General features: G+C 39.1%; 25 protein-coding genes and 1 riboswitch. Of the genes, 3 read left to right on the forward strand and 22 right to left on the reverse strand.

All coding sequences use genetic code 11. From position 1 onward, the window contains the following. Positions 1-5: 5 nt before the first annotated feature. The 10 genes from fabZ to JQ841_RS00975 all read right to left on the reverse strand — a co-directional run bounded on the left by fabZ (position 6) and on the right by JQ841_RS00975 (position 7520). Positions 6-428 carry a 3-hydroxyacyl-ACP dehydratase FabZ gene (gene fabZ, locus JQ841_RS00930; protein ID WP_000565515.1) on the reverse strand — a complete coding sequence of 141 codons (423 nt, stop codon included), beginning with the start codon at positions 426-428 and terminating at the stop codon, positions 6-8. Continuing rightward, on the reverse strand, positions 425-910 hold the full coding sequence (accB, locus tag JQ841_RS00935) for an acetyl-CoA carboxylase biotin carboxyl carrier protein (RefSeq protein ID WP_024057012.1): 486 nt from the start codon (positions 908-910) through the stop codon (positions 425-427). Before accB ends, fabZ begins: the two co-directional genes overlap by 4 nt. A 2-nt stretch (positions 911-912) precedes the next feature. Further along, on the reverse strand, positions 913-2148 hold the full coding sequence (fabF, locus tag JQ841_RS00940) for a beta-ketoacyl-ACP synthase II (RefSeq protein WP_024057011.1): 1236 nt from the start codon (positions 2146-2148) through the stop codon (positions 913-915). 21 nt (positions 2149-2169) lie between these two features. Further along, on the reverse strand, positions 2170-2901 hold the full coding sequence (fabG, locus tag JQ841_RS00945) for a 3-oxoacyl-[acyl-carrier-protein] reductase (protein WP_024057010.1): 732 nt from the start codon (positions 2899-2901) through the stop codon (positions 2170-2172). A 40-nt stretch (positions 2902-2941) separates the two neighbouring features. Continuing rightward, positions 2942-3865 carry an ACP S-malonyltransferase gene (gene fabD, locus JQ841_RS00950; RefSeq protein WP_024057009.1) on the reverse strand — a complete coding sequence of 308 codons (924 nt, stop codon included), beginning with the start codon at positions 3863-3865 and terminating at the stop codon, positions 2942-2944. Next, positions 3858-4832, reverse strand: coding sequence for an enoyl-[acyl-carrier-protein] reductase FabK (gene fabK, locus JQ841_RS00955; RefSeq protein ID WP_084927828.1), 975 nt, complete (start codon positions 4830-4832; stop codon positions 3858-3860). The genes fabD and fabK overlap by 8 nt, the downstream gene beginning before the upstream one ends. 117 nt (positions 4833-4949) lie before the next feature. Next, positions 4950-5174, reverse strand: coding sequence for an acyl carrier protein (locus JQ841_RS00960; RefSeq protein WP_000257838.1), 225 nt, complete (start codon positions 5172-5174; stop codon positions 4950-4952). A 58-nt stretch (positions 5175-5232) separates the two neighbouring features. Then, a complete protein-coding gene (locus JQ841_RS00965; RefSeq protein ID WP_049502055.1) occupies positions 5233-6207 on the reverse strand; it encodes a beta-ketoacyl-ACP synthase III in 975 nt (324 codons plus the stop codon). Then, entirely contained in the window at positions 6207-6641 is a 435-nt protein-coding gene (fabT, locus tag JQ841_RS00970) for a fatty acid biosynthesis transcriptional regulator FabT (protein WP_000386356.1), read from the reverse strand. The genes JQ841_RS00965 and fabT overlap by 1 nt, the downstream gene beginning before the upstream one ends. A 93-nt stretch (positions 6642-6734) precedes the next feature. Beyond that, positions 6735-7520, reverse strand: coding sequence for an enoyl-CoA hydratase (locus JQ841_RS00975; protein WP_203179850.1), 786 nt, complete (start codon positions 7518-7520; stop codon positions 6735-6737). A 315-nt stretch (positions 7521-7835) separates the two neighbouring features. On the opposite strand from JQ841_RS00975, the gene JQ841_RS00980 reads away from it, so the two are divergent. From JQ841_RS00980 to serS, 3 genes are all read left to right on the forward strand, one after another. Continuing rightward, entirely contained in the window at positions 7836-9200 is a 1365-nt protein-coding gene (locus tag JQ841_RS00980; RefSeq protein WP_203179851.1) for an aspartate kinase, read from the forward strand. A 2-nt stretch (positions 9201-9202) separates the two neighbouring features. After that, complete coding sequence (locus JQ841_RS00985; RefSeq protein ID WP_000079349.1) at positions 9203-9574, forward strand: DUF956 family protein; 372 nt, start codon at positions 9203-9205, stop codon at positions 9572-9574. A 213-nt stretch (positions 9575-9787) separates the two neighbouring features. After that, entirely contained in the window at positions 9788-11062 is a 1275-nt protein-coding gene (serS, locus tag JQ841_RS00990; RefSeq protein ID WP_203179852.1) for a serine--tRNA ligase, read from the forward strand. 24 nt (positions 11063-11086) lie between these two features. Here serS and JQ841_RS00995 read toward each other — a convergent pair whose 3' ends face one another. The 12 genes from JQ841_RS00995 to JQ841_RS01050 form a co-directional block, all read right to left on the reverse strand. Further along, positions 11087-11986 (reverse strand): TDT family transporter, encoded by a 900-nt coding sequence (locus JQ841_RS00995; RefSeq protein WP_203179853.1) that lies wholly within the window; start codon positions 11984-11986, stop codon positions 11087-11089. 217 nt (positions 11987-12203) lie between these two features. Continuing rightward, positions 12204-12752, reverse strand: a complete 549-nt coding sequence (locus JQ841_RS01000; RefSeq protein ID WP_203179854.1) for a carboxymuconolactone decarboxylase family protein — start codon at positions 12750-12752, stop codon at positions 12204-12206. Between the two features lie 132 nt (positions 12753-12884). Next, positions 12885-14207, reverse strand: coding sequence for an alanine/glycine:cation symporter family protein (locus JQ841_RS01005; RefSeq protein WP_203179855.1), 1323 nt, complete (start codon positions 14205-14207; stop codon positions 12885-12887). A gap of 90 nt (positions 14208-14297) precedes the next feature. Further along, positions 14298-14386, reverse strand: a riboswitch (glycine riboswitch). A gap of 200 nt (positions 14387-14586) precedes the next feature. Next, positions 14587-16161, reverse strand: coding sequence for a DUF6287 domain-containing protein (locus JQ841_RS01010; protein WP_203179856.1), 1575 nt, complete (start codon positions 16159-16161; stop codon positions 14587-14589). 140 nt (positions 16162-16301) lie between these two features. Next, positions 16302-17315 carry a PspC-like choline-binding domain-containing protein gene (locus JQ841_RS01015; RefSeq protein WP_203179857.1) on the reverse strand — a complete coding sequence of 338 codons (1014 nt, stop codon included), beginning with the start codon at positions 17313-17315 and terminating at the stop codon, positions 16302-16304. 54 nt (positions 17316-17369) lie between these two features. Beyond that, positions 17370-18728: an N-acetylmuramoyl-L-alanine amidase family protein gene (locus JQ841_RS01020; protein ID WP_203179858.1), complete on the reverse strand. Its 1359-nt coding sequence runs from the start codon at positions 18726-18728 to the stop codon at positions 17370-17372. Positions 18729-18907: 179 nt separating this feature from the next. Further along, positions 18908-19687 carry a hypothetical protein gene (locus JQ841_RS01025; RefSeq protein WP_203179859.1) on the reverse strand — a complete coding sequence of 260 codons (780 nt, stop codon included), beginning with the start codon at positions 19685-19687 and terminating at the stop codon, positions 18908-18910. A 254-nt stretch (positions 19688-19941) separates the two neighbouring features. Further along, positions 19942-20751 carry a nuclease-related domain-containing protein gene (locus JQ841_RS01030; RefSeq protein WP_238395577.1) on the reverse strand — a complete coding sequence of 270 codons (810 nt, stop codon included), beginning with the start codon at positions 20749-20751 and terminating at the stop codon, positions 19942-19944. Between the two features lie 26 nt (positions 20752-20777). Continuing rightward, entirely contained in the window at positions 20778-21236 is a 459-nt protein-coding gene (locus tag JQ841_RS01035) for a nucleotide exchange factor GrpE (RefSeq protein WP_001288306.1), read from the reverse strand. Between the two features lie 7 nt (positions 21237-21243). After that, a complete protein-coding gene (locus JQ841_RS01040; RefSeq protein WP_203179861.1) occupies positions 21244-22611 on the reverse strand; it encodes a molecular chaperone DnaJ in 1368 nt (455 codons plus the stop codon). Positions 22612-22623: 12 nt separating this feature from the next. Further along, positions 22624-24162 carry an Hsp70 family protein gene (locus JQ841_RS01045; protein ID WP_000030106.1) on the reverse strand — a complete coding sequence of 513 codons (1539 nt, stop codon included), beginning with the start codon at positions 24160-24162 and terminating at the stop codon, positions 22624-22626. Positions 24163-24171: 9 nt separating this feature from the next. Beyond that, a complete protein-coding gene (locus JQ841_RS01050; protein WP_203179862.1) occupies positions 24172-24699 on the reverse strand; it encodes a hypothetical protein in 528 nt (175 codons plus the stop codon). Positions 24700-24814: the final 115 nt, after the last annotated feature.

Genomic DNA, 24814 nt, shown 5'->3' on the forward strand with positions numbered 1-24814 from the left:
CCTCCTTAGTTCCCTATTGCAAAGGTAAGAGTACCACTGGCTGCAAGCTTGCCATCCACTTCAGCCTTTGCTTCAACCACAGCAATCGTGCCACGACGTTTTACAAAAGTCGCTGTCATAACCAATTGGTCGCCTGGTACAACTTGCTTCTTGAACTTAACCTTGTCCATACCAGCGTAAAAAACCAGTTTTCCTTTATTTTCAGGTTTTGACAACTCCAAGACACCAGCTGTTTGCGCCAAGGCTTCCATGATCAGAACACCTGGCATGACAGGGTATTGAGGAAAATGACCGTTGAAGAAGGGCTCATTGATGGTCACATTTTTGATGGCAACAATGGTGTCCTCGCTCACTTCCAACACACGGTCCACTAGGAGCATAGGATAACGGTGAGGAAGGGCTTCTTTGATTCCTTGAATATCGATCATTTGATACGTACCAATCCTTTACCAAACTCAACCATTTCTTCATTTGAAACGAGAATTTCTGTTACCACGCCATCCTTAGGCGCTGGAATCTCATTCATAACTTTCATGGCTTCGATGATTACCAAAGTCTGACCTTTCTTGACACTTTCACCAACCGTCACAAAGGCAGGTTTATCTGGTCCAGCAGCCAAGTAAGCCACCCCAACAAGTGGACTCTCTACAACATCTCCCTCAGCAGCCACACTTGCTTCAGCTGTAGCTGGAACCTCTTCCACTACAGTTTCTGTTGAAGTAGATGAAGGAGCTACTGGACTTGGTGTTGCTAGAACGGGCGCTGGAGCGACTTGAGATGCAACTTCAGACACCAGTCTCGCTTCATTCTTGCTAAACTGTAACTCATCCGTTCCATTTTTATAAGAAAATTCTCTCAAACTTGATTGGTCAAATTGAGCCATCAAGTCTTTAATATCGTTTAAATTCATAGTTATTTATTCTCCCAACGTTTGAAAGCAAGAACTGCATTGTGGCCACCAAAACCAAAAGTATTTGAAATAGCGTATGGAATTTCTTGCTCCAAGCCTTGTCCATAAACGACATTGGCTTCGATATAATCTGATACTTCACTTGTTCCAGCTGTCATTGGTACAAAGTTATGACGTATAGCTTCGATTGTTACGATAGCTTCTACCGCACCAGCAGCACCCAGCAAATGTCCTGTGAATGATTTAGTTGATGATACAGGTACTTCCTTACCAAGAACAGCTACGATGGCACCACTTTCTCCTTTTTCATTAGCAGGAGTTGACGTTCCGTGAGCATTGACATAGGCTACTTGCTCTGGAGAAATCTCTGCTTCTTCCAAGGCTAGTTTGATGGCTTTGATAGCTCCTTGACCTTCTGGATGTGGAGAAGTCATATGGTAGGCATCACAGGTATTTCCGTAACCAACCACTTCAGCAAGGATAGTAGCGCCACGTTTTTCGGCGTGTTCAAGACTTTCAAGAACCAACATCCCAGAACCTTCACCCATGACAAAACCATTACGGTCTTTATCAAATGGAATAGAAGCACGAGATGGATCCTCTGTAGTAGAGAGAGCTGTCAGTGCTTGGAAACCAGCAATAGCAAAAGGTGTAATAGAAGCTTCTGAACCACCTACCAACATAACGTCTTGGAAACCAAATTTAATTGAGCGGAAGGCATCCCCAATCGCGTCATTTGATGAAGCGCAGGCAGTATTGATGGATTTACAAACACCGTTTGCTCCAAAACGCATAGCAACATTTCCTGAAGCCATATTTGGCAAAGCTTTTGGAAGGGTCAATGGTTTCACACGTTTTGGTCCTTTGTCATTTAGGCGAAGCACTTGATCTTCAATTTCTTTGATTCCACCAATACCAGAGGCCACAATAACACCAAAACGATCTTTATCAAGAGCCTCTACATCGAGATTAGCGTGATTGACAGCCTCTTGGGCTGCGTACAAGGCATACAAAGAGTAGTTATCAAAACGATTGGTATCTTTCTTTACAAAGTATTTATCAAAAGGAAAATCTTGGATTTCTGCTGCATTATGCACATCAAAGTCACTATGATCAAATTTTGTAATTGGACCAATTCCGATTTTTCCAGTTGTCAAACTATTCCAAAATTCTTCTGGTGTATTTCCGATTGGAGATGTTACTCCATAACCTGTTACTACTACGCGATTTAGTTTCATCTTTTTTACCTCTAGCTTCTGCTACATACTTAAGCCACCATCAATGGCAACCACTTGACCAGTTAGATAATCTTGGCCTGCTAAAAATACTGTCAAATCTGCAACCTGCTCTGCCTGCCCAAATTCTTTCATAGGAATTTGCGCCAGCATGGCATCTTTTACCTTATCCGATAGAACTGCTGTCATATCGGACTCAATCATTCCAGGTGCAATAGCATTAACCCTGATATTGCGATTGGCCACTTCACGCGCCACAGACTTGGTAAAACCAATCAAACCAGCCTTAGAAGCTGCATAGTTAGCTTGACCGATATTTCCCATCAAACCAACAACACTAGACATATTAATGATAGCACCTTCTCTGGCTTTCATCATCGATTTCAAGACTGATTGTGTCATGTTAAAAGCTCCAGTCAAGTTAACCTTGAGCACTTTTTCAAAATCCGCTTCTGTCATCTTGAGCATCAGGGTATCTTGGGTAATCCCTGCATTGTTGACCAAAACATCTACTGAACCTAGCTCTGCAATAGCTTGCTCAACCATACGTTTAGCGTCTGCAAAATCTGATACATCTCCTGAAATAGGAACCACCTTGACACCATAGTCTGCAAATTCAGCGAGCAAGTCCTCTGAGATTGCCCCACGACTGTTTAAGGCAATGTTGGCTCCTGCTTGAGCAAACTTATGGGCAACGGCAAGACCAATTCCACGACTCGAACCTGTAATAAAGATATTTTTATTTTTTAGTTGCATTCTTTTCTCCTGTTTCCTCTTGTATTTGTGGGAGAAGGGATTACTCGTTTTCTAGCAAGGCTTCCAAACTCGCCTGATCTTCAACATTGGCTAGTTTAGCTGTTTTATCAATTTTTTTGACAAAGCCTGACAAGACTTTCCCTGGGCCAATCTCGATAAAGTTGGTTACTCCTGCTTCTTGCATAACTGCAATACTTTCATAGAAACGAACTGGTTCCTTGACCTGACGCGTCAAGAGTTGAACTATATCTTCTTTTTGCATGACAGCAGCTTCTGTATTACCAACTAGGGGACAAGTAAAATCTGAAAAACTTACTTGAGCAAGAGTTTCAGCTAGTTTTTGGCTAGCAGGTTCAAGAAGAGCGGTATGAAAAGGTCCTGAAACCTTGAGAGGAATCAAGCGTTTGGCACCTGCTTCCTGCAAGAGTTCGACAGCTCGGTCAACTGCAGCCACTTCTCCACCAATAACGATTTGTGCAGGCGTGTTATAGTTGGCTGGAGTAACCACTCCAAGTTCAGAGGCTTGCTTACAAGCTTCCTCAATGACCTCTACTGGCGTATTGAGAACTGCCACCATCTTACCAGAGCCAGCAGGAGCCGCTTCTTCCATATAGGCGCCACGCTTAGCAACCAAGGCAACCGCATCTTCAAAATCCAAGGCACCGCTGGCCACCAAGGCAGAGTATTCTCCAAGAGACAAACCAGCAACCATATCAGGCTGATAGCCCATTTCTTGTAATAAACGGTAAATAGCAACTGAAGTCGCTAAAATAGCTGGTTGCGTATAGCGGGTCTGGTTAAGTTTTGCTTCTTCCGTATCAATGAGATAACGCAAATCATAACCGAGTACCTGACTCGCTTGATCAATCGTTTCTTTGACAATAGGGTAGTGATCATAGAGATCCCGTCCCATACCTAGATACTGGGCACCTTGGCCAGCAAATAAAAAGGCCGTTTTAGTCATTTCTTACAACTCCTGCCCAACGAGAGGCTTCTTCTTGAATTTTCTTAGCTGCTCCGTAATACAAATCTTTTAGGATTTCTTCAACGGTTTCTTCTTTGGAAACAAGCCCAGCAATTTGACCTGCCATAACAGATCCACCATCCACATCTCCGTGAACAACTGCTTTGGCTAGGGCACCTGCTCCCATTTGTTCAAAAATTTCCAAATCTGGATTTTCTTGTTTAAAGGCATCTTTCTCAGCTTTTTCAAAATCACGAGTCAATTGGTTTTTAATCGCACGAACAGCATGTCCAAAGTGTTGAGCTGAAATCGTAGTATCGATATCTCTAGCTTTTAAAATTTTCGCCTTATAATTTGGATGGGCATTAGACTCTTTTGCAACGACAAAGCGAGTTCCAACCTGAACAGCTTCTGCACCTAGCATAAAGCCAGCTGCAGCACCTTCACCATCCGCAATCCCTCCTGCAGCAATAACAGGAATAGATACAGCAGCAGCAACCTGGCGCACCAAGGTCATGGTTGTTAATTTACCGATATGCCCCCCAGCTTCCATTCCTTCTGCAATAACGGCATCTGCACCGATTTTTTCCATGCGTTTAGCTAGGGCAACACTTGGAACAACAGGAATAACTGTAATACCAGCAGCATGGAAACGTTCCATGTATTTACTTGGATTTCCTGCTCCTGTTGTCACTACCTTAACACCTTCCTCGATAACGAGGTCTACAATATCTTCCACAAAGGGAGACAAGAGCATGATGTTGACACCAAAGGGTTTATCCGTCAATGATTTGATTTTATCAATATTTGCCTTGACAACTTCTTTAGGGGCATTCCCCCCACCGATAATCCCTAGTCCTCCAGCCTTGGAAACAGCCCCTGCCAAATCACCATCAGCAACCCAGGCCATCCCTCCTTGGAAAATAGGATAATCAATGTTCAATAATTCTGTAATACGCGTTTTCATAGTGCCTCCATCGTTTCTTGCTTACGTAATAGTTCGATACCGTCATAATTTGACAATCAAACTATTGCCTAAACAAGAGGGAGCGGGTTTCCCTACTCCTTCTATCTTATATTCTGCTTATTTTGTTTGCTCTTCAACGTAGGCAACCAAGTCACCAACTGTTTTCAAGTCATCTTCTGCTTCGATTTGGATATCAAAAGCATCTTCAATTTCTGAGATTACTTGGAACAAGTCCAATGAATCTGCGTCCAAATCATCAAAAGTTGATTCAAGTGTTACTTCTGATGCGTCTTTTCCAAGTTCTTCAACGATAATTTCTTGTACTTTTTCAAATACTGCCATGATAGGACTCCTTTAAAATAAATAGTTTTTTATAACAATGTGTTCACCACATGATTACCTAAATTGTAAGAATGAGCGTGCCCCAGGTCAAGCCTCCACCGAAGCCTGATAAAAGAACAGTCTGGCTACCATCTAAACGGATAAGGCCTTGTTCTACACACTCTGAAAGTAAAATCGGGATACTGGCTGCACTGGTATTGCCATATTCCATCATATTGGCTGGAAGTTTATCTCGGTCGACACCAATTTTTTTAGCCATCTTATTCAAAATACGGTCATTAGCCTGATGAAGTAGCAGATAATCCAAGTTTGTCGCCTCTATAGGAGATTCATCAATAGTCTGCTTGATAGACTTGGCTACGTCCCGAATAGCAAAATCAAAGACCGCGCGCCCATCCATCTTCAAAAATGAATCTGCATTTTCTTGATCTGAAAACGGAGAATGCAAGCCTGAATGTCCATAAGTTAGACACTCGCTACGACTCCCATCACTATTGAGACTCTCAGACAAAAAATGCTCTTTCTCGCTAGCTTCTAGCAAGACTCCACCAGCACCATCTCCAAACAAAACAGCTGTTGATCGGTCTGACCAATCGACTGCTTTAGAGAGGGTCTCACTACCAATCACCAAGCCTTTTTGAAAGCGACCAGAAGCGATAAACTTTTCAGCAGTTGAAAGAGCAAATACAAATCCACTGCAAGCCGCTGTTAGGTCAAAAGCAAAGGCCTTATTAGCACCAATATTAGCTTGAACACGAGCAGCTGTAGAGGGCATCATCGAATCTGGAGTAATGGTAGCTAGGATGATAAAATCCAACTCCTCTCCTGTGATTCCAGCTTTTGCCATCAGTTTCTTGGCAACTTCTGTAGCCAAATCACTAGTAGATTCTGTTCTTGAAATATGCCTTTGTCGTATTCCCGTCCGACTTGAAATCCACTCATCATTGGTATCCATAATCTGAGCCAAATCATGATTTGTAACCACTTGCTCTGGCACATAATGAGCAACCTGGCTTATTTTTGCAAAAGCCATTATCTCAAATCCTCCAAAAATTGATAAAGATTGGTCAAACCTTTGCTCATAACCTCCATCTCTTGCTTACTCATACCATCAATGATTTTTTCAACCATAGCCTTGTGGAAGCGTTTATGTAGTCTATGAACCAAGCGACCTTTCTTTGTCAAATGCAGATGCACTACACGTCGATCATGTTCTGAACGAATGCGTTCAATGTAACCCTTGCGTTCGAGATTATTCAAACTAGTCGTAACTGTCCCAAGAGTCACCATCAACTCTTTTGACACTTGACTTGGTGTCACATCTGGAACTTTTCCAATCACATCAATCGTATGCATTTCTTTGATGGAGATATCCTTGAAACGACTACCCCTCAAGCTAACTTCCTCAATAACGAGGACATTGTTAAATATAGACGTTAAATATTCATTAATTCGTTGGTAGTCCAATCTTTCCTTCCCTCCTTTTCAAAAAAACTTTTAGAATCAAAACATTTGACAAAAGAATTATATCAAAGTTCAAAGAATGGTGCAAGTATTTTTTTATTTTCCTGTAAATTTAGGTCTTCTTCTTTCCGAATGAGCCCGAACACCCTCTTTGAAATCCTCTGTTTGGGCCAAGGACGCCTGTAGGTTCAGTTCTAAAACAGCATAATCTTGCCAATCTTTAAATTGACTCTCCCAAACCAACTTCTTAATGGCAGCATAGGAATTGCTTGACCCACGTCTTAATTTTTTAAGAAGCTGTTCTCTCGTCTTTTCAAGTTTATCAGCTTCAGAGACCCGATAAACAAGACCCCACTCCAGAGCTTTTTCTGCGGACAAAGCCTCACCTGTCATGGCTAATTGAGCAGCACGCGTCACACCAATACTACGACTCAAGAGATGAATCCCACCTGCATCTGGAGCCAGGCCAACTCCAACAAAAGCTTGGATAAATTTAGCCTTATCCGTTGCCAGACAGAAATCTGCAGCAACAGCCATATTCGCTGCGGCACCTGCAACAGCCCCATCAACCTCCATCAAGACAGGCTTTGCAATCTGCTTGATTTTATAAGAAATAGTATTGACTAATTCTGCGATTTTCGTCAATGATGGAATATCATCCTCATCTACTGCTCGCTTCATCTCTACTAAATCTCCACCAACAGAGAAGACTTTGCCATTCGCGTTGATTAAGACAAAATGCACAGCCGGATCCTCTTCTGCCAAAGTCAGAGCTTCTAAAATCTCCTCGCACATAGGGATATGAAAACCATTTGCGACCTCAGGACGGTTCAAGGTAAGTATTGCCAAATCCTCTTCAAGCTGATAAATAATGTGTTCCATCGGGACTCCTTTTTATTTTATAAGCAGTTTATACTCTTCGAAAATCAAATTCAAACCACGTCAGCTTCACCTTGCCGTACTCAAGTACAGCCTGCGGCTAGCTTCCTAGTTTGCTCTTTGATTTTCATTGAGTATTAAATTATTTTATTTTCAAAGTATATCTTTTTTAAAATCAGAAAGCAAGAAAAAATCAACTGAAAGTGTCTCAGCCGATTAGAAAGGCTCGCTTTATACTAGAACGCATCTTATTTTCTTCATTGAAAAAAGGCTTTCTTTCTGCTATAATCGTATAAAATACTTACTTTAGGAGTTCTTATGAAAGTTGTTAAATTTGGAGGTAGCTCTCTTGCCTCTGCTAGTCAATTAGAAAAAGTTTTAAACATCGTCAAAAGCGATTCAGAGCGTCGTTTTGTCGTCGTTTCTGCGCCTGGTAAACGTAATGCTGAAGATACTAAAGTTACGGATGCCTTGATTAAATACTACCGCGACTATGTTGCTGGTAACGATATTAGTAAGAGTCAAAACTGGATTATCGACCGCTATGCTGCTATGGTTAGTGAACTAGGTCTTAAACCAGCTGTGCTAGAAAAAATTTCTAAAAGCATTCGTGCCTTAGCTACTCTTCCTATCGAAGAAAACGAATTTCTCTACGACACTTTCCTAGCAGCTGGTGAAAATAACAATGCTAAATTGATTGCAGCCTATTTTAACCAAAATGGTCTCGATGCACGCTATGTGCATCCTAGAGAAGCTGGTATTGTAGTCACAAGTGAACCTGGCCACGCTCGTATCATTCCATCAAGTTATGACAAGATTGAAGAATTAACAAATGCAAATGAAGTCCTTGTCATTCCTGGTTTCTTTGGTGTTACTAAGGAAAATCAAATCTGTACCTTCTCACGTGGAGGCTCAGATATCACTGGTTCTATCATTGCTGCTGGTGTCAAAGCTGACCTTTATGAAAACTTTACAGACGTTGATGGTATCTTTGCAGCCCACCCTGGTATTATCCACCAACCACACTCAATCCCTGAGTTGACCTACCGTGAAATGCGTGAGTTGGCCTATGCAGGATTCTCAGTTCTTCATGACGAAGCCCTTCTACCTGCCTACCGTGGAAAAATTCCCCTCGTTATCAAGAACACCAACAACCCTGACCATCCAGGTACTCGTATCGTTCTAAAACATAGCAGTGACAAGTTCCCAGTTGTGGGAATTGCCGGTGACTCTGGTTTTGTCAGCATCAATATGTCTAAATACCTCATGAACCGTGAGGTTGGATTTGGACGCAAGGTTCTGCAAATCCTTGAAGACCTTAACATCGGTTGGGAACATATGCCAACAGGTATCGACGATCTTTCAATCATCCTCCGTTCTCGTGAACTAACTCCTATCAAGGAAGAAGAAATCCTTCGTCAGTTGGTGCAAAAAGCTGAAGTAGACCACGCAGAAATCGAACACGACCTTTCAATCATTATGATTGTTGGAGAAAAGATGAAGAGTCACATTGGAGTAACTGCTACTGCGACACGCGCTTTATCTGAAAATAAAATTAACATCCAGATGATGTCTCAAGGTTCTAGTGAGGTTTCTATCATGTTTGTTGTCCATAAAGACCAAGAAAAAGCAGCTATCAAAGCCCTCTACAATGCCTTTTTCGGTGAAAGTAAGGAAGACTAATCATGGCTCAATCTCTTAACAAAACAGTGCTTCTCAATACCACAGGCACTTCCTACCTCTCTATAGCTGGGAAAGTTGGGAAATTTCTTGTCGGAGATCAGGCTCTAGAATTTTACCCAGATGTCAATGTTGAACAATTTATTCAAATTCCTTGGAGCCATATTAACCAGATTGGGGCAAATGTCACTGGGCGAAAAATCAGTCGCCACTTCGAAGTCTTTACAGACAGAGGAAAATTCCTCTTTGCTTCAAAAGACTCAGGTGCTATTCTCAAAATTGCTCGTGAAAAATTGGGCAATGACAAGGTCGTCAAGCTTCCTACCCTGATTCAGACCATTGGTCAAAAATTTAAAAATCTATTTGCAAAAAAGTAGAAACTTTAGTATAATCATAGCAACGGATAAGTAGGTTATCTTCTTCTTTCAGAAAGTCTGCGGGTGCTGCGAGCAGATAGGAGAGATAGGTGAAATTCTACCGTTAGTAACAATTGCATACACAATCAAGTGCACACCTGTGAAGTTGGATGGAACCGTGGCCCCGCCACTCCAACGCTTTGTCAGGTGTGCATTTTTCATAAAGGAGTTCTTATGTTAGATATCAAACGTATTCGTACAGACTTTGATGCTGTCGCAGAAAAATTGGCTACACGTGGTGTAGATGCTGCTGTCTTGAATGAAATGAAAGAAATCGATGCTAAACGTCGTGACATCTTGGTCAAGGTTGAAACTTTAAAAGCAGAACGTAACACAGTTTCTGCTGAGATTGCCCAAGCTAAGCGCAATAAGGAAAATGCAGATGACAAGATTGCTGCCATGCAAACTCTATCTGCTGAGGTTAAAGCTTTGGATGCTGAATTGGCAGAAATCGATGCTAAATTGACAGAATTTACCACTACTCTTCCAAACATCCCAGCTGATAGCGTTCCTGTTGGGGCTGACGAAGACGACAATGTGGAAGTTCGTCGTTGGGGTACTCCACGCGAGTTTGACTTCGAGCCAAAAGCTCACTGGGATCTTGGTGAAGATCTTGGTATCCTTGACTGGGAACGCGGTGGTAAGGTAACAGGCGCTCGCTTCCTCTTCTATAAAGGCCTCGGTGCTCGTTTGGAACGTGCTATCTACAACTTTATGTTGGATGAGCATGGCAAGGAAGGCTATACTGAAGTCATCACGCCTTACATGGTTAACCATGATTCTATGTTTGGTACTGGTCAATATCCAAAATTCAAGGAAGATACTTTTGAATTGAGCGACAGCAATTACGTCCTTATTCCTACAGCTGAAGTTCCTCTGACAAACTATTACCGTGATGAAATCCTTGACGGTAAAGACCTGCCAATCTACTTCACTGCTATGAGCCCATCCTTCCGTTCTGAGGCTGGTTCAGCTGGTCGTGATACTCGTGGCTTGATTCGTTTGCACCAATTCCACAAGGTTGAAATGGTTAAATTTGCCAAACCAGAAGAATCTTACGAAGAATTGGAAAAAATGACAGCCAACGCTGAAAACATTCTTAAAAAACTCAACCTTCCATACCGTGTCGTTGCGCTCTCTACTGGAGATATGGGCTTCTCAGCTGCCAAAACTTACGACTTGGAAGTTTGGATCCCAGCGCAAAATACCTACCGTGAAATCTCAAGCTGTTCAAACACAGAAGATTTCCAAGCTCGTCGTGCCCAAATCCGTTACCGTGATGAAGCAGATGGCAAGGTAAAATTGCTCCATACCTTGAACGGTTCTGGACTTGCAGTTGGACGTACAGTAGCTGCTATTCTTGAAAACTACCAAAATGCAGATGGTTCTGTGACCATACCAGAAGCACTTCGTCCATACATGGGTGGAGCTGAAGTCATCAAACCATAAAAAATAAGGTTTAGCTATTTTTAGCTAGACCTTTTTTCGTAACCAAATCAGATAAGCGCCTAATACAAAGAATAAAATAATTAAGCAAATAGCTGTTTCAGCCAAGACCAGATAATCCAGAAATGGAAGTTTCAAGATTCCCTGAGCCATCTTGAGCGAGGTAGCTGTGATAATGGTTGGGAAGGTGAGGGCTGAGAAGGCTGGTTGAAAGCCTTGTTTTAAAATATTGGGCAGGCGAGTCAAAACAAAGAAGAAGAAAGATTGAGAAGCCAATATCATGACGATTAAAATCCAAGTCGGCAGGCTGGAACCTCCAACTCGAACTAGGGAAGCCAAGAGTAGAGAGAAAGGGGCACAATAGATTCCTTCTTGTCCAAGCATGGCTAGTGGGAGAGGTTGTTTCTTTAAATCGCTATAAATAAGCGGGTATAGATAGAAGGTTAGGAGAAAACCAAAACTCAAGGTCGCATAGGCAATTTCGATGATGCCTACAAGAGGATAGGTCAAGGCTGCCACTGCTATCCCCACATAAAGCACCGTCCAGCTTGGAGTCGCATGAACTCTCCGACCAGGACAAGCAAATTTGATGGTGAAACCAGCAATCAAGGCCACATCCAAGAGAAATGAAAACCACCAGAGTCCTTGAGCAACCAAAGAAAGATGAGGGAAGACGCGAAAGACATAAGTCGATAAAATCATCCCAGCCATGGGAAAGGTCGCCATTCCTGACAAAAGAGGGGGCTTGGTCAATTCTTGCTTGGTTTCCTTCCAATTAAAGAGATGCAGCATTAGAAAGTAAGTCCACAAAACCAAACCTGTCAGACTCAACAAATGGGACAGAACCGGCAACGTATCTAAAATGAGATTTCCAGCTCCTGCCAAACCTAGCAAACAACCAGAAAATACCAAGGGGAGTTTTTTCATCCTAACCTCCAATAATCATGTTAGTTTCAGTATAACATAAAAGCGCTTAAATAAGGACTTAATACTCTTCAAAAATCAAATTCAAACCACGTCAGCGTCGCCTTACCGTACTCAAGTACAGCCTGCGGCTAGCTTCCTAGTTTGCTCTTTGATTTTCATTGAGTATTAAAAAAACGAAGTCCTCTGATTTCAGACTTCATTTTTACTCAGATATAAATTAAGCATAAGGTTGCAATTCTGGATTAATTGGTGTATTGGCTAGATTATTGGCATAGTTACAGAGGCTTGCTAGGCTGACTCCAAGAACCACATCCAAGGCATTTTGTTGAGTGTAGCCAGATTCTAGAAACTCAGCCAAGGCTTCATCTCCCACACGTCCCTTGGTATTGATAACCGCCAAGGTAAACTTAGCTAGGGTGTCCAATTTAGGATCTGTTTCAATTGGAGTACGATTGCGGAGGGCTTGAAGAAGGTCATCATTCATCTGGATTTGTTTAATTGAAAAAGCTGTGTGACCTGCGACGCAGAAGGCACAACCATTAGTTACAGCTGCCGTGATTTGCACCACTTCGCGCTCAACGGGTGTTAGGCTGTTGCGACGGTTGATAGCTCCGACAGTACGGTAAGCCTCTAAAGCAGTCGGTGCATTAGCCAAGAGACCGATTAGATTGGGAATATAGCCATTGTTATCTTTTTCTACTGTTTCTAGAACCTCTTTCACTTCTGCTGGTGCTGATTCTACTGTATGGATGGTAAATGTTGTCATCTTAAAACCTCTTTTCATTTTGTTGAAATCTAGTCTATCACAGATTCTATACCGTGTATAATATATATTTTAAATTGCATCGATAGAAATTTTTTATGAAGGCAAAAAAATCACACGAGCTGTGTGATTTCATTATTTATTAAAATACTTTTTAGTCTCAGCAATAACGACTGGCGACAAGAGCAAGAGGGCAATCAGGTTTGGCAGAGCCATCAAGGCATTCACGATATCCGCGATAATCCAAACCATATCCAACTCGATAAATCCTCCCAGCAAGACCATGAGCACAAAGACCACACGGTAGAGCCAGATAAAGCGAACCCCAAAGAGGAACTCAAAACAGCGTTCACCGTAGTAGTTCCAACCTAGAATCGTTGTAAAGGCAAAGAGCACAAGGAAGATGGTCAAAAGGGCAGGTCCAAAGTGTGAAAAGACTGTTGAGAAGGCTGACTGAGTCAAGGCAACTCCATTCAAATCACCACTCCAAACACCAGTTACCAAGATGGTCAAACCAGTCAAGGTACAGATAATGAGTGTATCAATAAAGGTTCCTGTCATGGAAATCAAGCCTTGCTCTACTGGTTCATTTGTCTTAGCCGCAGCTGCTGCAATGGGAGCCGAACCCAGACCAGATTCGTTTGAGAACACACCACGCGCAACACCATTTTGAATAGCCATCCGAATGCTAGCACCGGCAAATCCACCTACCGCAGCAACTGGACTAAAAGCGGATGTCAAGATTAAAGCGATTGTAGCAGGTATTTTCCCGATATTAAAGAAAATAACTGTAAGAGTTCCCAAAATATAAATAATAGCCATAAAAGGAACAACAGTAGTTGAAACCTTAGAAATGGACTTGAGTCCTCCAAAGACTGCAATCGCTACAAATACAGATAACACAAGAGCTGTGATAGCTGGCGAAATAGTCGTTGTATTTTGGATAGATTCTGTAATCGAGTTAACTTGGGTAAAAGTTCCAATTCCCAGCAAAGCTACTAGAACACCTGCCAGGGCAAAGAAGATAGCAAGTGGGCGCCACTTTTCTCCCATCCCTAGAAGGATATAATGCATTGGACCTCCCGCTACTGCACCATGGTCGTCCTTGGTGCGGTATTTAATCGCCAAGAGTCCTTCCGCATACTTGGTAGCCATTCCAAAGAAAGCAGCCATCCACATCCAAAAGAGGGCTCCTGGACCACCGACCTTGATAGCCGTCGCCACCCCAATAATATTTCCCGTACCAACCGTCGCTGCTAGCGCCGTACACAAGGCCGCAAAACTGGATACATCGCCATGCCCCTTGTCCTTAGTAAAAATAAGCTGAAAGGCCTTTGGCAGACGCAAAACCTGCAAAAGACCTAGACGGACAGTTAGGTAAATCCCTGTTCCGACCAATAAAATCAAAAGGGGTGGGCCCCAAGCAAAAGCATCAATTGATTTAAGCAATTCTAACATTCTATTCTCCTATCTTTTCAACCCCAAAAGAAAGAGCACATGCAAGATACATGTACTCTGGAATGCTTAGATAAATGCTAAAAAGCGGTCTATCCTAGCTCTGTCCTTTTACCTGAGAGTTTGAGCAGTTGCCTGCCTTGCCCCTTCGGTGCCTTTACGGTCTCTCCAGAGTTCCGTCCATTTACAGTCATGGAAAATCAAACGATTCCCCACTTCTATTAAACTTCATTCGGTGTTGGTATTTAATTGATTCCTATTCTACAAAAAATGTTGGCTTTTGTCAATGTGTTTTAGAAAATTCTTATTTGACTCTATAAAAGAAAGATTGAGCATTCCCATGTGCGTGGGGTGCTATTAATTAAATCAATCTGTTTCACTATTATTCCACACGGTATAAGAATTGTTCTGGTTTATTATGTACTGGAAATGAAGTACGATAGATGATTCTATCTTTACTAATATCCGAAGCGTCTGATATTAATCCATCCATTGATGTCTCATCAGGTATTCTAACACCTGATGGTATGAATTGAATAAAGACTCCAAAAGATGGACCTGAGTAGCGAGCTCGTAAAAAATCATTGACTATTTCTGATTCCGCAAGGTCAACTTTAAATTTCTCTGGTGCTATCAAGCCATCTTTACTAAAGACTAAGTCTTCTCCTCCGTGACCATTACTCCATTTTCCCTCAATACTAGAGAAATCTCCATTCTTTATGGCATTAATATCCATTTTGCTAGAAACATTTTTGCTAGTTGAAGATGATGTTGTAGCAAATTTTTCTGTTACAGATTTCCAAGTCAAACTAGAGAGATTCATTCGAGTACCTGGACTGACTTCATCCTCTGTCTTAGCTTCTTTAACCTTCTCTAATTTGTCCCCACTACTATTCAACTTCCAAATGGTATGAATAGTTTGTGGGTCTCCTGCGAACGGATTCCACTGGGTGTAAAGGTTTCCATCTTCTAGGAGATAGGCCTTAAAGCGTGTGCCAAGCATCTGCATTTTATTTTCAGAATTAGTAAGGCGAATGACTTTCTGATCTTTGAGTGTAAAAATATCTAAAATCTCACTACCATTTTTCGAAGATACAATCAATTCATCAATGCCATTTTTGTCCATATCAACCATTGCATAGGTAAAGGCTTGACTACGTTCTGCCATCCCTGCATAGATATTAGCAGTTGGATTGATGTTATCCTTAACCTCTGACTTATGGTCTAAAATAAATTCATAATCCTTCAAAATGCTGTTATAAGGACTGTAATCTACGGTTGATTTAGTTTCCTCTGTACCCTTATCTGCACTTGCTCCTCCTGGAAGTTTATCAGAAACTGACTTCCAACTTAGAGTCTCTAGAGAAATGGGAGTACCGACTCCAAGATCTGCTAGTTCTTGAGCTTCCTTAGCCTTTACCAAAGACTGTCCGTCTTCACTAAATTGGTAGTGAGCATAGATGTGACTCGTTGCTGTACCAGCTCCACGATAGAGCAGAGAATTGTCTGACAAAATATTGACAGTCATTCTTTCACCAAGCAACTCCAAGTGATTTTCTTGATTGGTCAGACGGATCACCTTTCCATCTTTCAAAGTACGAATATCAAGTAAACTCTTTTCGCCACTCTTCATTTCAAGAGCAAGCAAGAGTTCATCCACTCCGTCGTTATTCAAATCTGTCTTGTGGTAAACCACATCTGTGTAAAAACCTTGAGAAGATTTTACTTGACTAGCTAGGGGATTGACATCCATACCAGTCGGCAAGGTGCCTTTAGCTACTTTTTCGTAGTCATCCAAAACCTTATTGTAGTAACTGTAATCTATCTCTGGACTTGCCGCAGATGTATCTGATGTTGAATCAGATGGTATTTCCGCGCTTTTGTTCCATGGTAGATACTGACAGCCTCCCAAAACCAGTGTCAGTAAAAGCGTTGTGGCTAATAAAAACTTTTTCATATTACTCCCTTATCTAAGCGAAAGGAACCAGCCTGTGCTAATTCCTTTCGCTATTTTTATTGTATCAAAATGTTACCTATTCACAAATTATTTTCTATTTCTATTTATTTGTTATAGACCATTTCTCACAAGCTATCATTCTAGCGAACCCACTTACCTGATCCATCTACTTTGTAGCCATCTGGGGTCCGTTCGTTGACAGCCATCTTACCATTTGACTTGAGGTAGTAGTCACCTACCCAAGTATTACGGGCATAGCTTCCTTCTGATGTTAGGTAATAGTATGAACTGTAGCTACTATCATAGACCCACTCGCTCTTAGCCATTTTACCGTTTGATTTGAGGTAATAGCTACCTACCCAAGTATTACGTGCATAGCTTCCTTCTGATGTTAGATAATAATATGAACTATAGTTTTTATCGTAAATCCACTCGCTCTTAGCCATGTAGCCACCTGATTTGAGGTAGTAGTTGCCTGACCAAGCATTTTGAACAAAGTTACCTGAAGCATTTAGGTAGAAGTATGAATTGTACTGAACATCAAAAATCCATTGATTGACTACTTTCACACCAGCCTTGTAGTAAGAAGAACCTGACCAGCCAGTCTGACCTGACTTAGAGTTAGTAGATTGTTTTGGAGTTTCAGTAGCTTTTGGTTTTTCTGTTTCTTTAGGAGTTGAAGAGTCTAGAGGATTAACATATTTTTCATCCTTAACAGTGAATGTAGCTGATCTACCGCTATACTTATGCAAGATAGTTCCTACTTCTTCCTCCCCATAAAATTGTAAGTAATATTCACCGTCTGGAACATAATAAAGATTATTCCATCCTTGGTGAGTGATTGGAACAGACGATTTATCAAAACTTGCACTAATATAATTTTTTTTAGTAATTTGTCCTGTATTTGCATTTACAAGGTCTGCATCTATAACTACACTATTTACAGGTACCTTGTCAACAGTCATATCCACATAGATAATTTTATTTTCTGAACCTGGTGTAATCTTATAGTCCACCTTATGATTTTCAATTTTGGTAATTTCCGCATGCACTGTTTTCGCTGAAAAAGGGAGAACTCCTGCTGTATCAATAGTTGATACTACTCCGACTGTTGAAAGTGCCACAGCACATACTAATAATTTCTTTTTGTTCATGTTTTTCATTTCCTTTATTTTTTTATCTTTATTTGTTTAAAGTGCATCATTCATCTATCCGACAAAACGATGGTTCTTTACACGAAAGACAACCGATTGTCCATCGTATACCTTACCATCTTGTCCTTTTCCTTTGATAACAAAGCGATAACTACCATCTGGAGTTACACTAAAGAAGTGACGAGTTTGAAAGGCACGTAGACTTGGATTATAGGTCACAGTAAACTGAGTTTGTGTAGAAACTGAACCTGTATCTGCATCAACTAAGGCAAAATCATAGGCTACTTGATACGACGAAGATGGTGTACTAGGTAGAGCAATATCGATATAAGTCATAGCATCATTGACATGGTAAAGGCCTATTCCTAATGATGTTGCTTGTGAACTGCTAGCTGTAGAAGTAGGTCCTTGAGAGCGAATCCACTTTCCTGAGCCATCAACTTGATAACCATCTGGGGTACGTTCATTCACTGCCATCTTACCGTTTGACTTGAGATAATAATCTCCTACCCAAGTACCACGAGCATAACTTCCTTCAGATGTTAAGTAATAGTAAGAGCTATAGTTACTGTCATAAATCCACTCACCTTTAGCCATCTTACCATTTGACTTAAGATAATAGTCTCCTACCCAAGTATTACGGGCATAGCTACCTTCTGTTGTCAAATAGTAGTAAGACTTGTAGTTGTTATCATAGATCCATTCACCTTTAGCCATCTTACCATTTGATTTGAGATAATAGTTGCCTACCCAAGTATTGCGGGTATAGTAGCCATCTGAGGTTAAGTAATAATAAGCTCCATAGTTCTTATCATAAATCCACTCCTTCTTCGCCATGTATCCACCTGACTTAAGATAGTAATCACCCTCCCATGCATTTTGAACATAATTACCTGAAGCATCTAAGTAGAAGTAGGAATTATAGTTCTTATCGAAAATCCACTTACTAGTAACTTTCGTACCATTTTGGTAGTATGACGAACCTGACCAGCCATCTTTTTGACTCGATGTTGATTGGTTAGAAGTCTTTGGAGTTGAAGCAGTTGTTGTTTTACCAGTCAGCTTCTTAACAGCCTCTTTAAACTCTTCTACAGTCCCCTTCCACTCTATGTAATTGGCACCAGACTTATTCTCATTAGCTATATAGTTGCGATCAGATTCTTGGAAATAAGATAATCCTGGAGTAGTTTTTGTAGCCGAAATAATAGGACGATCGACAGTACCCTTCCAATTTTTAAAGACTTCTGAACCCTTCGGAACAAGAATATAGTATTTTGCAGATGGATTAATCGTCTGGGTGTCAGCCTGCACTGTTTGTGCTGAAAAAGGTAGAACTCCTGCTGTGTCTACAAGAGAGACAAGACCAAATGTTGCAGCCGCTAGGCTGGTTACTAAAACTGTTTTTGACTTCATTATCAAAACCTCCTTTAAATTTTTATTATTTACGGTTACAGTAAGGGATGGACTCTACTATATTTATGAAAAGAGTATCTGTGCTTATACTTTATTTGATTAGCAAATGAAATTTTTTATGAAAAAGAAGTATACTTAGGCTTTTTTTATAGTCATTAGAATAAATACTTTCTATCTTATCATTTCCACTTACTTGTCAAATATGCCTTTTCTCCAATTGTCCAGTTTTGTTCATAAGGATCCACTGACCATTTTGTTGCCAGCAAAAAAAATGGAAACTTACTATAACCAATTTGAGCTTCTACTAGATTTGTAGTCGTGTTGTACCTTCTATCTCGTTTCCACTTACCATTTTTTTGACTTCTTTTCCTATTCCAGATAAAAAGTTCCTCTGGAAGTGCATAAATTCTACCATCATGAGAACTCTCTCTCATTACAGGATAAAGGTACTGATGCAACTGATATTCACATCGCTTATTTAATAGCCAATATCCTAAAATCATATAGAAGGGATTTATCTTTTCAAGAGGTAAGATAATTGGCAAAGGTAAAGCATTACTCAAATCCACTGGTTTTGTAAGATACATTAACCATAACAATAATGATGAAAAATAAACTATAAATGTATGTAGTGGTATTCTATTCAAAACAATCATATAGAATTTGTAATTCTTTATCTGTATCAAACAGCGTCTTACATTAATACTGCCCACAATTATTTTATATAGAAAAATCACACAGAAGATAGGTAAAAAAATATATACAAAAATTAAGAAAGATGTTAAAACGATAAACTCAGCTATTCCAATAACAGCTGGATATTGAACTTTATATGTTTCAAAATCCTTTAATACAATGAACCATGGAGCGATAAAATACAAGCACGAGAATATTAGTAAAGCAATTTTTAAATAGAAAATATTCAAGAATTGACTTAATTTTAAAATGTTTGTTCTCATATAAATTCCAGCTCTCCTATCCATCCAATTTATCATTTCTTAAATCCATGACAATCTTCAAGCAGAATCCTCCCTATATTTGTTTAATAATTTGTAGATAAACATTAATCTGAACTAATTAAAATAATTTCTAATACTTACTTTAAAAATATTTCACAGTAATGTATCAGTCCTAGTAAATTCAATTCAGCTCATATTATTCTAGAAATATAGCTCATATAAAATATCAAATTCTTTACTATATCTTAGATAATTTAGCGTTTCAAAAGTAAATTAAATGTCTGCCGAATCATCTGTCCACCAATTGTATCCCTAAACTTATCCTCCCTAGATAACTCATCTAACATCTCTTCTAGACTAACAGCCTTAATCTGACCTGGCCAAAAGACATTATCCAATCTACCTGCACCCTTATAGGTCGGCATCAAGACAACACGTGTTTCCAAACGATAATATTTTAGTAAATTTGCAAATTTATGGGAAAAGCTTTCTTCTGCATAAGACATGTTAGGGGACATTTTTTTAGGTCTGCCTATTTGAGCTCCTGTAGCACTATCTATAGTGTACAATAAACCATCCGCTTCTCTATAAATCACATTTCCTGAAGCATAAAATTTTAAATCTACTAACCAAATTGTAGATCCAGAAACAATAACACAATCAATATCTGTATCTACCCTTTCATCTTCTAAATTGAGATTATGAACAGACCAAAAGGTAACTAGTTTTTCTAAAAGCCCTTTTTTTTGTAATGCTTTAGCAAAATTGATTTCACCCTCTTGACCAAGATTGACAGCAGATTCATCGAATCCTGATTTATTCAATCCTTTTCCAGGTTCTCCAAACATTAATTCATGCTGATAAAGTTGATAAGTCTTAAGTTTTTGTGGTTCAAATCCCGTCATTTTACCATTATGAGTTGCCTTGGAAATACTGGGAAGTTCACTATGTTTAGGTGTGGAAGGAGTAGGTGGTTCTGGAGAAACCTTAGCATTTTGTCTTCTGCCCCAAAGAAATCCTAATATAAAATATAGTATATTTCTGCGATGCTTAAAAAAGCGCAACAATTTCTCCACCTCCAAAAAATATCTTATTTAGCAATAGTCACTTTACTTGGTCTAAGAACCCTGTTATTTAATAAATATCCTTTTTGTAATACTTCAACAATATTATTTTCACTTTGTTCATCAGTAACTGCTACTGTATTAACAACCTCGTGCATACTTGGGTCAATCATACCACTATTATCAATAACTTGTAATCCATTCAAGGAAAGAATTTGCAAAAGTTCTTCAGCAATTGAAGTAAGCAAATCTGATTTTTCCTCAGATGATTCAATACGATCAATAACTTGAAGAATCTGTTTCATAAATGGAGCAAATTTCTCACCCTTATCTAAATCCTGTCTATAGATTAAATACTGCTTCAATTCTTCTATCAGACTATTTTTGGCTTTATCTTCCAATAAACGGCGCGTAATTAAAGATTCAATATCTTCAACTTTATCTACGATATACGAAACTTTTTCATGCAATACTTCTTCACTCATAAAAACTTTATCCTTTCTTTCTTCTATTTATTTGCCATCCTTTAGGGTAATTGTAATACAAGACAATATTTGATAACAATGCCAAACTTAATGCGTTACTAATCCAAAAGCTATTTACAAACTTATCAAAGAAACCACTCAAAAACCAATTGGCTGCAAAAACTAAGATGAACATGAGACATCCCATACCTTGTGAATGGCGTGTTGTGGCATAATTGATATAATTTTTATTTTCAATAAATTCATTGTAAAAATCATTATCTATAATTTTATTTTCAATCCCTAAACTTTGTGCCTTGGCCAAGTAAGCTTCTGCAATTCGAACACGCGCCTTATTATCTAGAACTGCTTCATTCTCATATTTTGTTCGATCAATATATTTTCTAAAGAAAGCCTCAACGTCTGTATCAGGTGCTTTTTTCATACGCTCTATCGTGATATCTAATAGTAACTTAAAATACACTTGCTGGAAGTCTTTATTGTTACCATAGCGTTCGTTTAAGGTATCTAAATAATTCTCACACTCATCTTCAGATTTCAAAAATAGAATACCTGCATAGTGTAGTTTATGCTCTAGTGAATCCGAAACATCTACTAATTTCCTTGCAAAATTATAGGCTTCCTCATTATCTCCAATTTCTCTATAAGAGCATGATAAAAGGTAATAAATATATTCTTCATTATTTTTATTTTCTTCTAAATAATGATCATACAGATATCGAACATCTTTTACCGCCTGTTTATACTGATCAAATAAAAATAGTGATCTCCCTTTTTTCAAAAGATAAAAGGAATTATTAGATAGTTCAAAAGCTTCCTGATAATACTGAATTGCAAACTTTTGCTGATTCTGTTCACAATAAACATCACCTAGCAAAGATAAGATATCTGCGTTTTTAGGTCTCAATCTATTAGCTTCACTAATAGCTAGCTCTGCATCTGATAACTTTCTATCTTCAAGGCTAATCATAGCCTTAAAATACCAAACATCTGCATCATTTCGATTTATTTTTAAGGCTTCTTCAATGTAGGAATAAGCTAATGATTTCTTTCCTGAATAGAAGGCCTGCCTAGCTGAATCAAGATAACTTGTATTTGAATGATTAGTTGGAGTCGAATCAGGGACTCCTTCAGAACTTTGTTTAGAAATTTCTAATTCCCTATCATATTTTTGTCTTGTTTCTTCACTTTCAAATACTTTTTCTGCCTGTGCAATGACTTCCATCTTTCTCTCAGCCATTGATCTTTGATCAATATTTGGTGAACCTGTCAACTGGCGATAACGTCTTCTATTTGACTTGATACTTTTCTTAACATCATCTAATGAACTTGTTTCTGAAATCCCTAACTCTTCATAATAGTTTATGACCGACATTGTGTTCCTCCTCTAATCAATAGTTAAATCTTTTATTTTACGACTAGCTACTTCTACAGCACTTTTATCGAGATTTGCTTGTCTCTCTACTTCAAAAGTCCCCAATAAGTGATTATCCGAATCATGTACCTCTACAAATACTGTTTGATCGACATCATAATGATAAGTTACCTTCAAAACCGTTCCTGCTGGCCAGTCACCTGGTAATTTAATGGTACTCTCTCCTATAACCGTAACAAATTGTGGATCCTCGTCATCCCCTTGAGTAACCTCTACTAACACATTTTGTTGATTATCTACAACTGTTGAAAAATACTCAGAATACTTGTTTGGTACTTTGGAATTTTTAGGAATAATAATTGTATTTCTTTTCACACCATTCGAAAGAGCCAGAGTTCCCAAGGCTTGAGAAGTGACATCCGAAACAACTAACTTTTCTGCTAATCCACGAACTGTTTCACTAACATCTGCACTTTCTGATTTATTAGCGATTTCCAATGCTGCCTGAATAGCCGCTCCTTGTGCTACAGCTTCATCTGGATTAATAGAATATACGATCTTCTTCCCAATTTTCTCTTCCAATTTTCTTTGTACCATTGGCATTCGAGTTGAACCACCTATTAATAGTACTTGGTCAATTTCATCCCATGACATTCCAGATTCTTCAACAACATCATCTAACAACTCCTCTGTACGATTCATTAGACTTTTTGTTGCTTCTTCAAATTCTACACGTGTTATCGGAATTTTATAACTTTTTCCTTTATAGTCGAGAAAGACATTTGTTTTTTCTACAGTTGTTAGCCCTCTCTTTGTATTCTCTGATTTTTCACGAAGTAAGGCAGTAAAGTGTTCATCCGTATAAATATCCTCTGCTCCCTGTTCTTCCATCTTTTCAGCAATAATCATTGATAAGGCATTATCAAAATCAAACCCTCCTAGATTACGATCTCCATCGGTGGCAATAACATCAAACTCGCCATCTTTTATTTTCATTAATGTGACGTCAAAAGTTCCACCACCTAAATCGTATACCAGTACTGTCTCATTTTTTTCTGCTGATATACCGTATGCAAGTGCAGCTGCTGTCGGTTCATTTAAAACTCGTAAAACATTGAGTCCAGCAATTTCTCCAGCATGTTTCGTTGCTGTTCTACGAGCATCATCAAAATAAGCTGGAACAGTTATTACAACATCCTCTACCTTGTCACCAAGTGCATTTTCTGCTCCTTCTTTTAATCTTTTTAAAATGATTGCTGAAATTTCCTCTGCTGTATAAACAGTATCACTAGGAGAATCAAACTTCCAGTTTGGATTTCCCATTTGTCTTTTGACATACTGTACAACTGCTTCAGGACTACTTGCTGCCAAATTTTTAGCTTGAATACCAACAAGTGGTTCATCTTTCCCATCAAAATCTTGAAAGAATACAACAGATGGAGTTAAATTTTCACCATCTTGATTCAATAAAATTTGTGGTTGTCCAGTCTCTGATAATACAGATACTGCCGAATAAGTCGTTCCTAAATCAATTCCAATTGCTTTACTCATATTTCACTCCTAATCATTATTTGATTTAAACTGTGTTAGTATTTCTGTTAAAAACTCACCGTATTTTAATTCTGCATCAATCTTGCTCTGATTTTTCCCAAAAGTTCTAAGACTACTAACTGTTAAATTACTAAGTTGAGCTCCTAATTTCTGACCCAATGACAAGTCTGATTCTCTAATTGCTTCCCTGAATCTTTTATTATCTTCTGATATGTAGTATTTTTTTAATTGTTTACTCTCACCTAAAGTATCTATAGTCAGAAGTTGTACTGATCCTTGGTTTTTTAAACGAAAACAAAACTTTACATAGTCTTTCTGGTGATTTGGGTGTGAAATAACTAGACATTCTTCAATCTCTTTATTAAACAAACCACCGAGTTTTATTTGTTCTTCATCAATTTTACAAGGAAGATCAAACTCTTTTGCTTTTTCAACAATTTTCGTCTTGCAATATTCTAAATCCAATCTAGGATTATTCTCATCGGAATAATATCTCCATTCATCTATATAACTTTCCAATTCTTTGTATTTAATCATCAACAATCTCCTTTTAAATCTTATTGTTTACGGTTACAGTATAGCATGTGATTTACCTTATTTGCGAAAAGCGTATTTATATTTACCTTTATTGAACAATTACCCCCCCCCCCCC

Origin of the sequence: Streptococcus mitis (assembly GCF_905187535.1) — a bacterium.
GTDB classification, from domain to species: Bacteria; Bacillota; Bacilli; order Lactobacillales; family Streptococcaceae; genus Streptococcus; species Streptococcus mitis_BS.

Coding starts and splice junctions, on each gene's coding strand:
- fabZ (WP_000565515.1), bottom strand. CDS start 428: ATGATCGATATTCAAGGAATCAAAGAAGCCCTTCCTCACCGTTATCCT.
- accB (WP_024057012.1), bottom strand. CDS start 910: ATGAATTTAAACGATATTAAAGACTTGATGGCTCAATTTGACCAATCA.
- fabF (WP_024057011.1), bottom strand. CDS start 2,148: ATGAAACTAAATCGCGTAGTAGTAACAGGTTATGGAGTAACATCTCCA.
- fabG (WP_024057010.1), bottom strand. CDS start 2,901: ATGCAACTAAAAAATAAAAATATCTTTATTACAGGTTCGAGTCGTGGA.
- fabD (WP_024057009.1), bottom strand. CDS start 3,865: ATGACTAAAACGGCCTTTTTATTTGCTGGCCAAGGTGCCCAGTATCTA.
- fabK (WP_084927828.1), bottom strand. CDS start 4,832: ATGAAAACGCGTATTACAGAATTATTGAACATTGATTATCCTATTTTC.
- JQ841_RS00960 (WP_000257838.1), bottom strand. CDS start 5,174: ATGGCAGTATTTGAAAAAGTACAAGAAATTATCGTTGAAGAACTTGGA.
- JQ841_RS00965 (WP_049502055.1), bottom strand. CDS start 6,207: ATGGCTTTTGCAAAAATAAGCCAGGTTGCTCATTATGTGCCAGAGCAA.
- JQ841_RS00975 (WP_203179850.1), bottom strand. CDS start 7,520: ATGGAACACATTATTTATCAGCTTGAAGAGGATTTGGCAATACTTACC.
- JQ841_RS00980 (WP_203179851.1), top strand. CDS start 7,836: ATGAAAGTTGTTAAATTTGGAGGTAGCTCTCTTGCCTCTGCTAGTCAA.
- JQ841_RS00985 (WP_000079349.1), top strand. CDS start 9,203: ATGGCTCAATCTCTTAACAAAACAGTGCTTCTCAATACCACAGGCACT.
- serS (WP_203179852.1), top strand. CDS start 9,788: ATGTTAGATATCAAACGTATTCGTACAGACTTTGATGCTGTCGCAGAA.
- JQ841_RS00995 (WP_203179853.1), bottom strand. CDS start 11,986: ATGAAAAAACTCCCCTTGGTATTTTCTGGTTGTTTGCTAGGTTTGGCA.
- JQ841_RS01000 (WP_203179854.1), bottom strand. CDS start 12,752: ATGACAACATTTACCATCCATACAGTAGAATCAGCACCAGCAGAAGTG.
- JQ841_RS01005 (WP_203179855.1), bottom strand. CDS start 14,207: ATGTTAGAATTGCTTAAATCAATTGATGCTTTTGCTTGGGGCCCACCC.
- JQ841_RS01010 (WP_203179856.1), bottom strand. CDS start 16,161: ATGAAAAAGTTTTTATTAGCCACAACGCTTTTACTGACACTGGTTTTG.
- JQ841_RS01015 (WP_203179857.1), bottom strand. CDS start 17,315: ATGAACAAAAAGAAATTATTAGTATGTGCTGTGGCACTTTCAACAGTC.
- JQ841_RS01020 (WP_203179858.1), bottom strand. CDS start 18,728: ATGAAGTCAAAAACAGTTTTAGTAACCAGCCTAGCGGCTGCAACATTT.
- JQ841_RS01025 (WP_203179859.1), bottom strand. CDS start 19,687: ATGAGAACAAACATTTTAAAATTAAGTCAATTCTTGAATATTTTCTAT.
- JQ841_RS01035 (WP_001288306.1), bottom strand. CDS start 21,236: ATGAGTGAAGAAGTATTGCATGAAAAAGTTTCGTATATCGTAGATAAA.
- JQ841_RS01040 (WP_203179861.1), bottom strand. CDS start 22,611: ATGTCGGTCATAAACTATTATGAAGAGTTAGGGATTTCAGAAACAAGT.
- JQ841_RS01045 (WP_000030106.1), bottom strand. CDS start 24,162: ATGAGTAAAGCAATTGGAATTGATTTAGGAACGACTTATTCGGCAGTA.
- JQ841_RS01050 (WP_203179862.1), bottom strand. CDS start 24,699: ATGATTAAATACAAAGAATTGGAAAGTTATATAGATGAATGGAGATAT.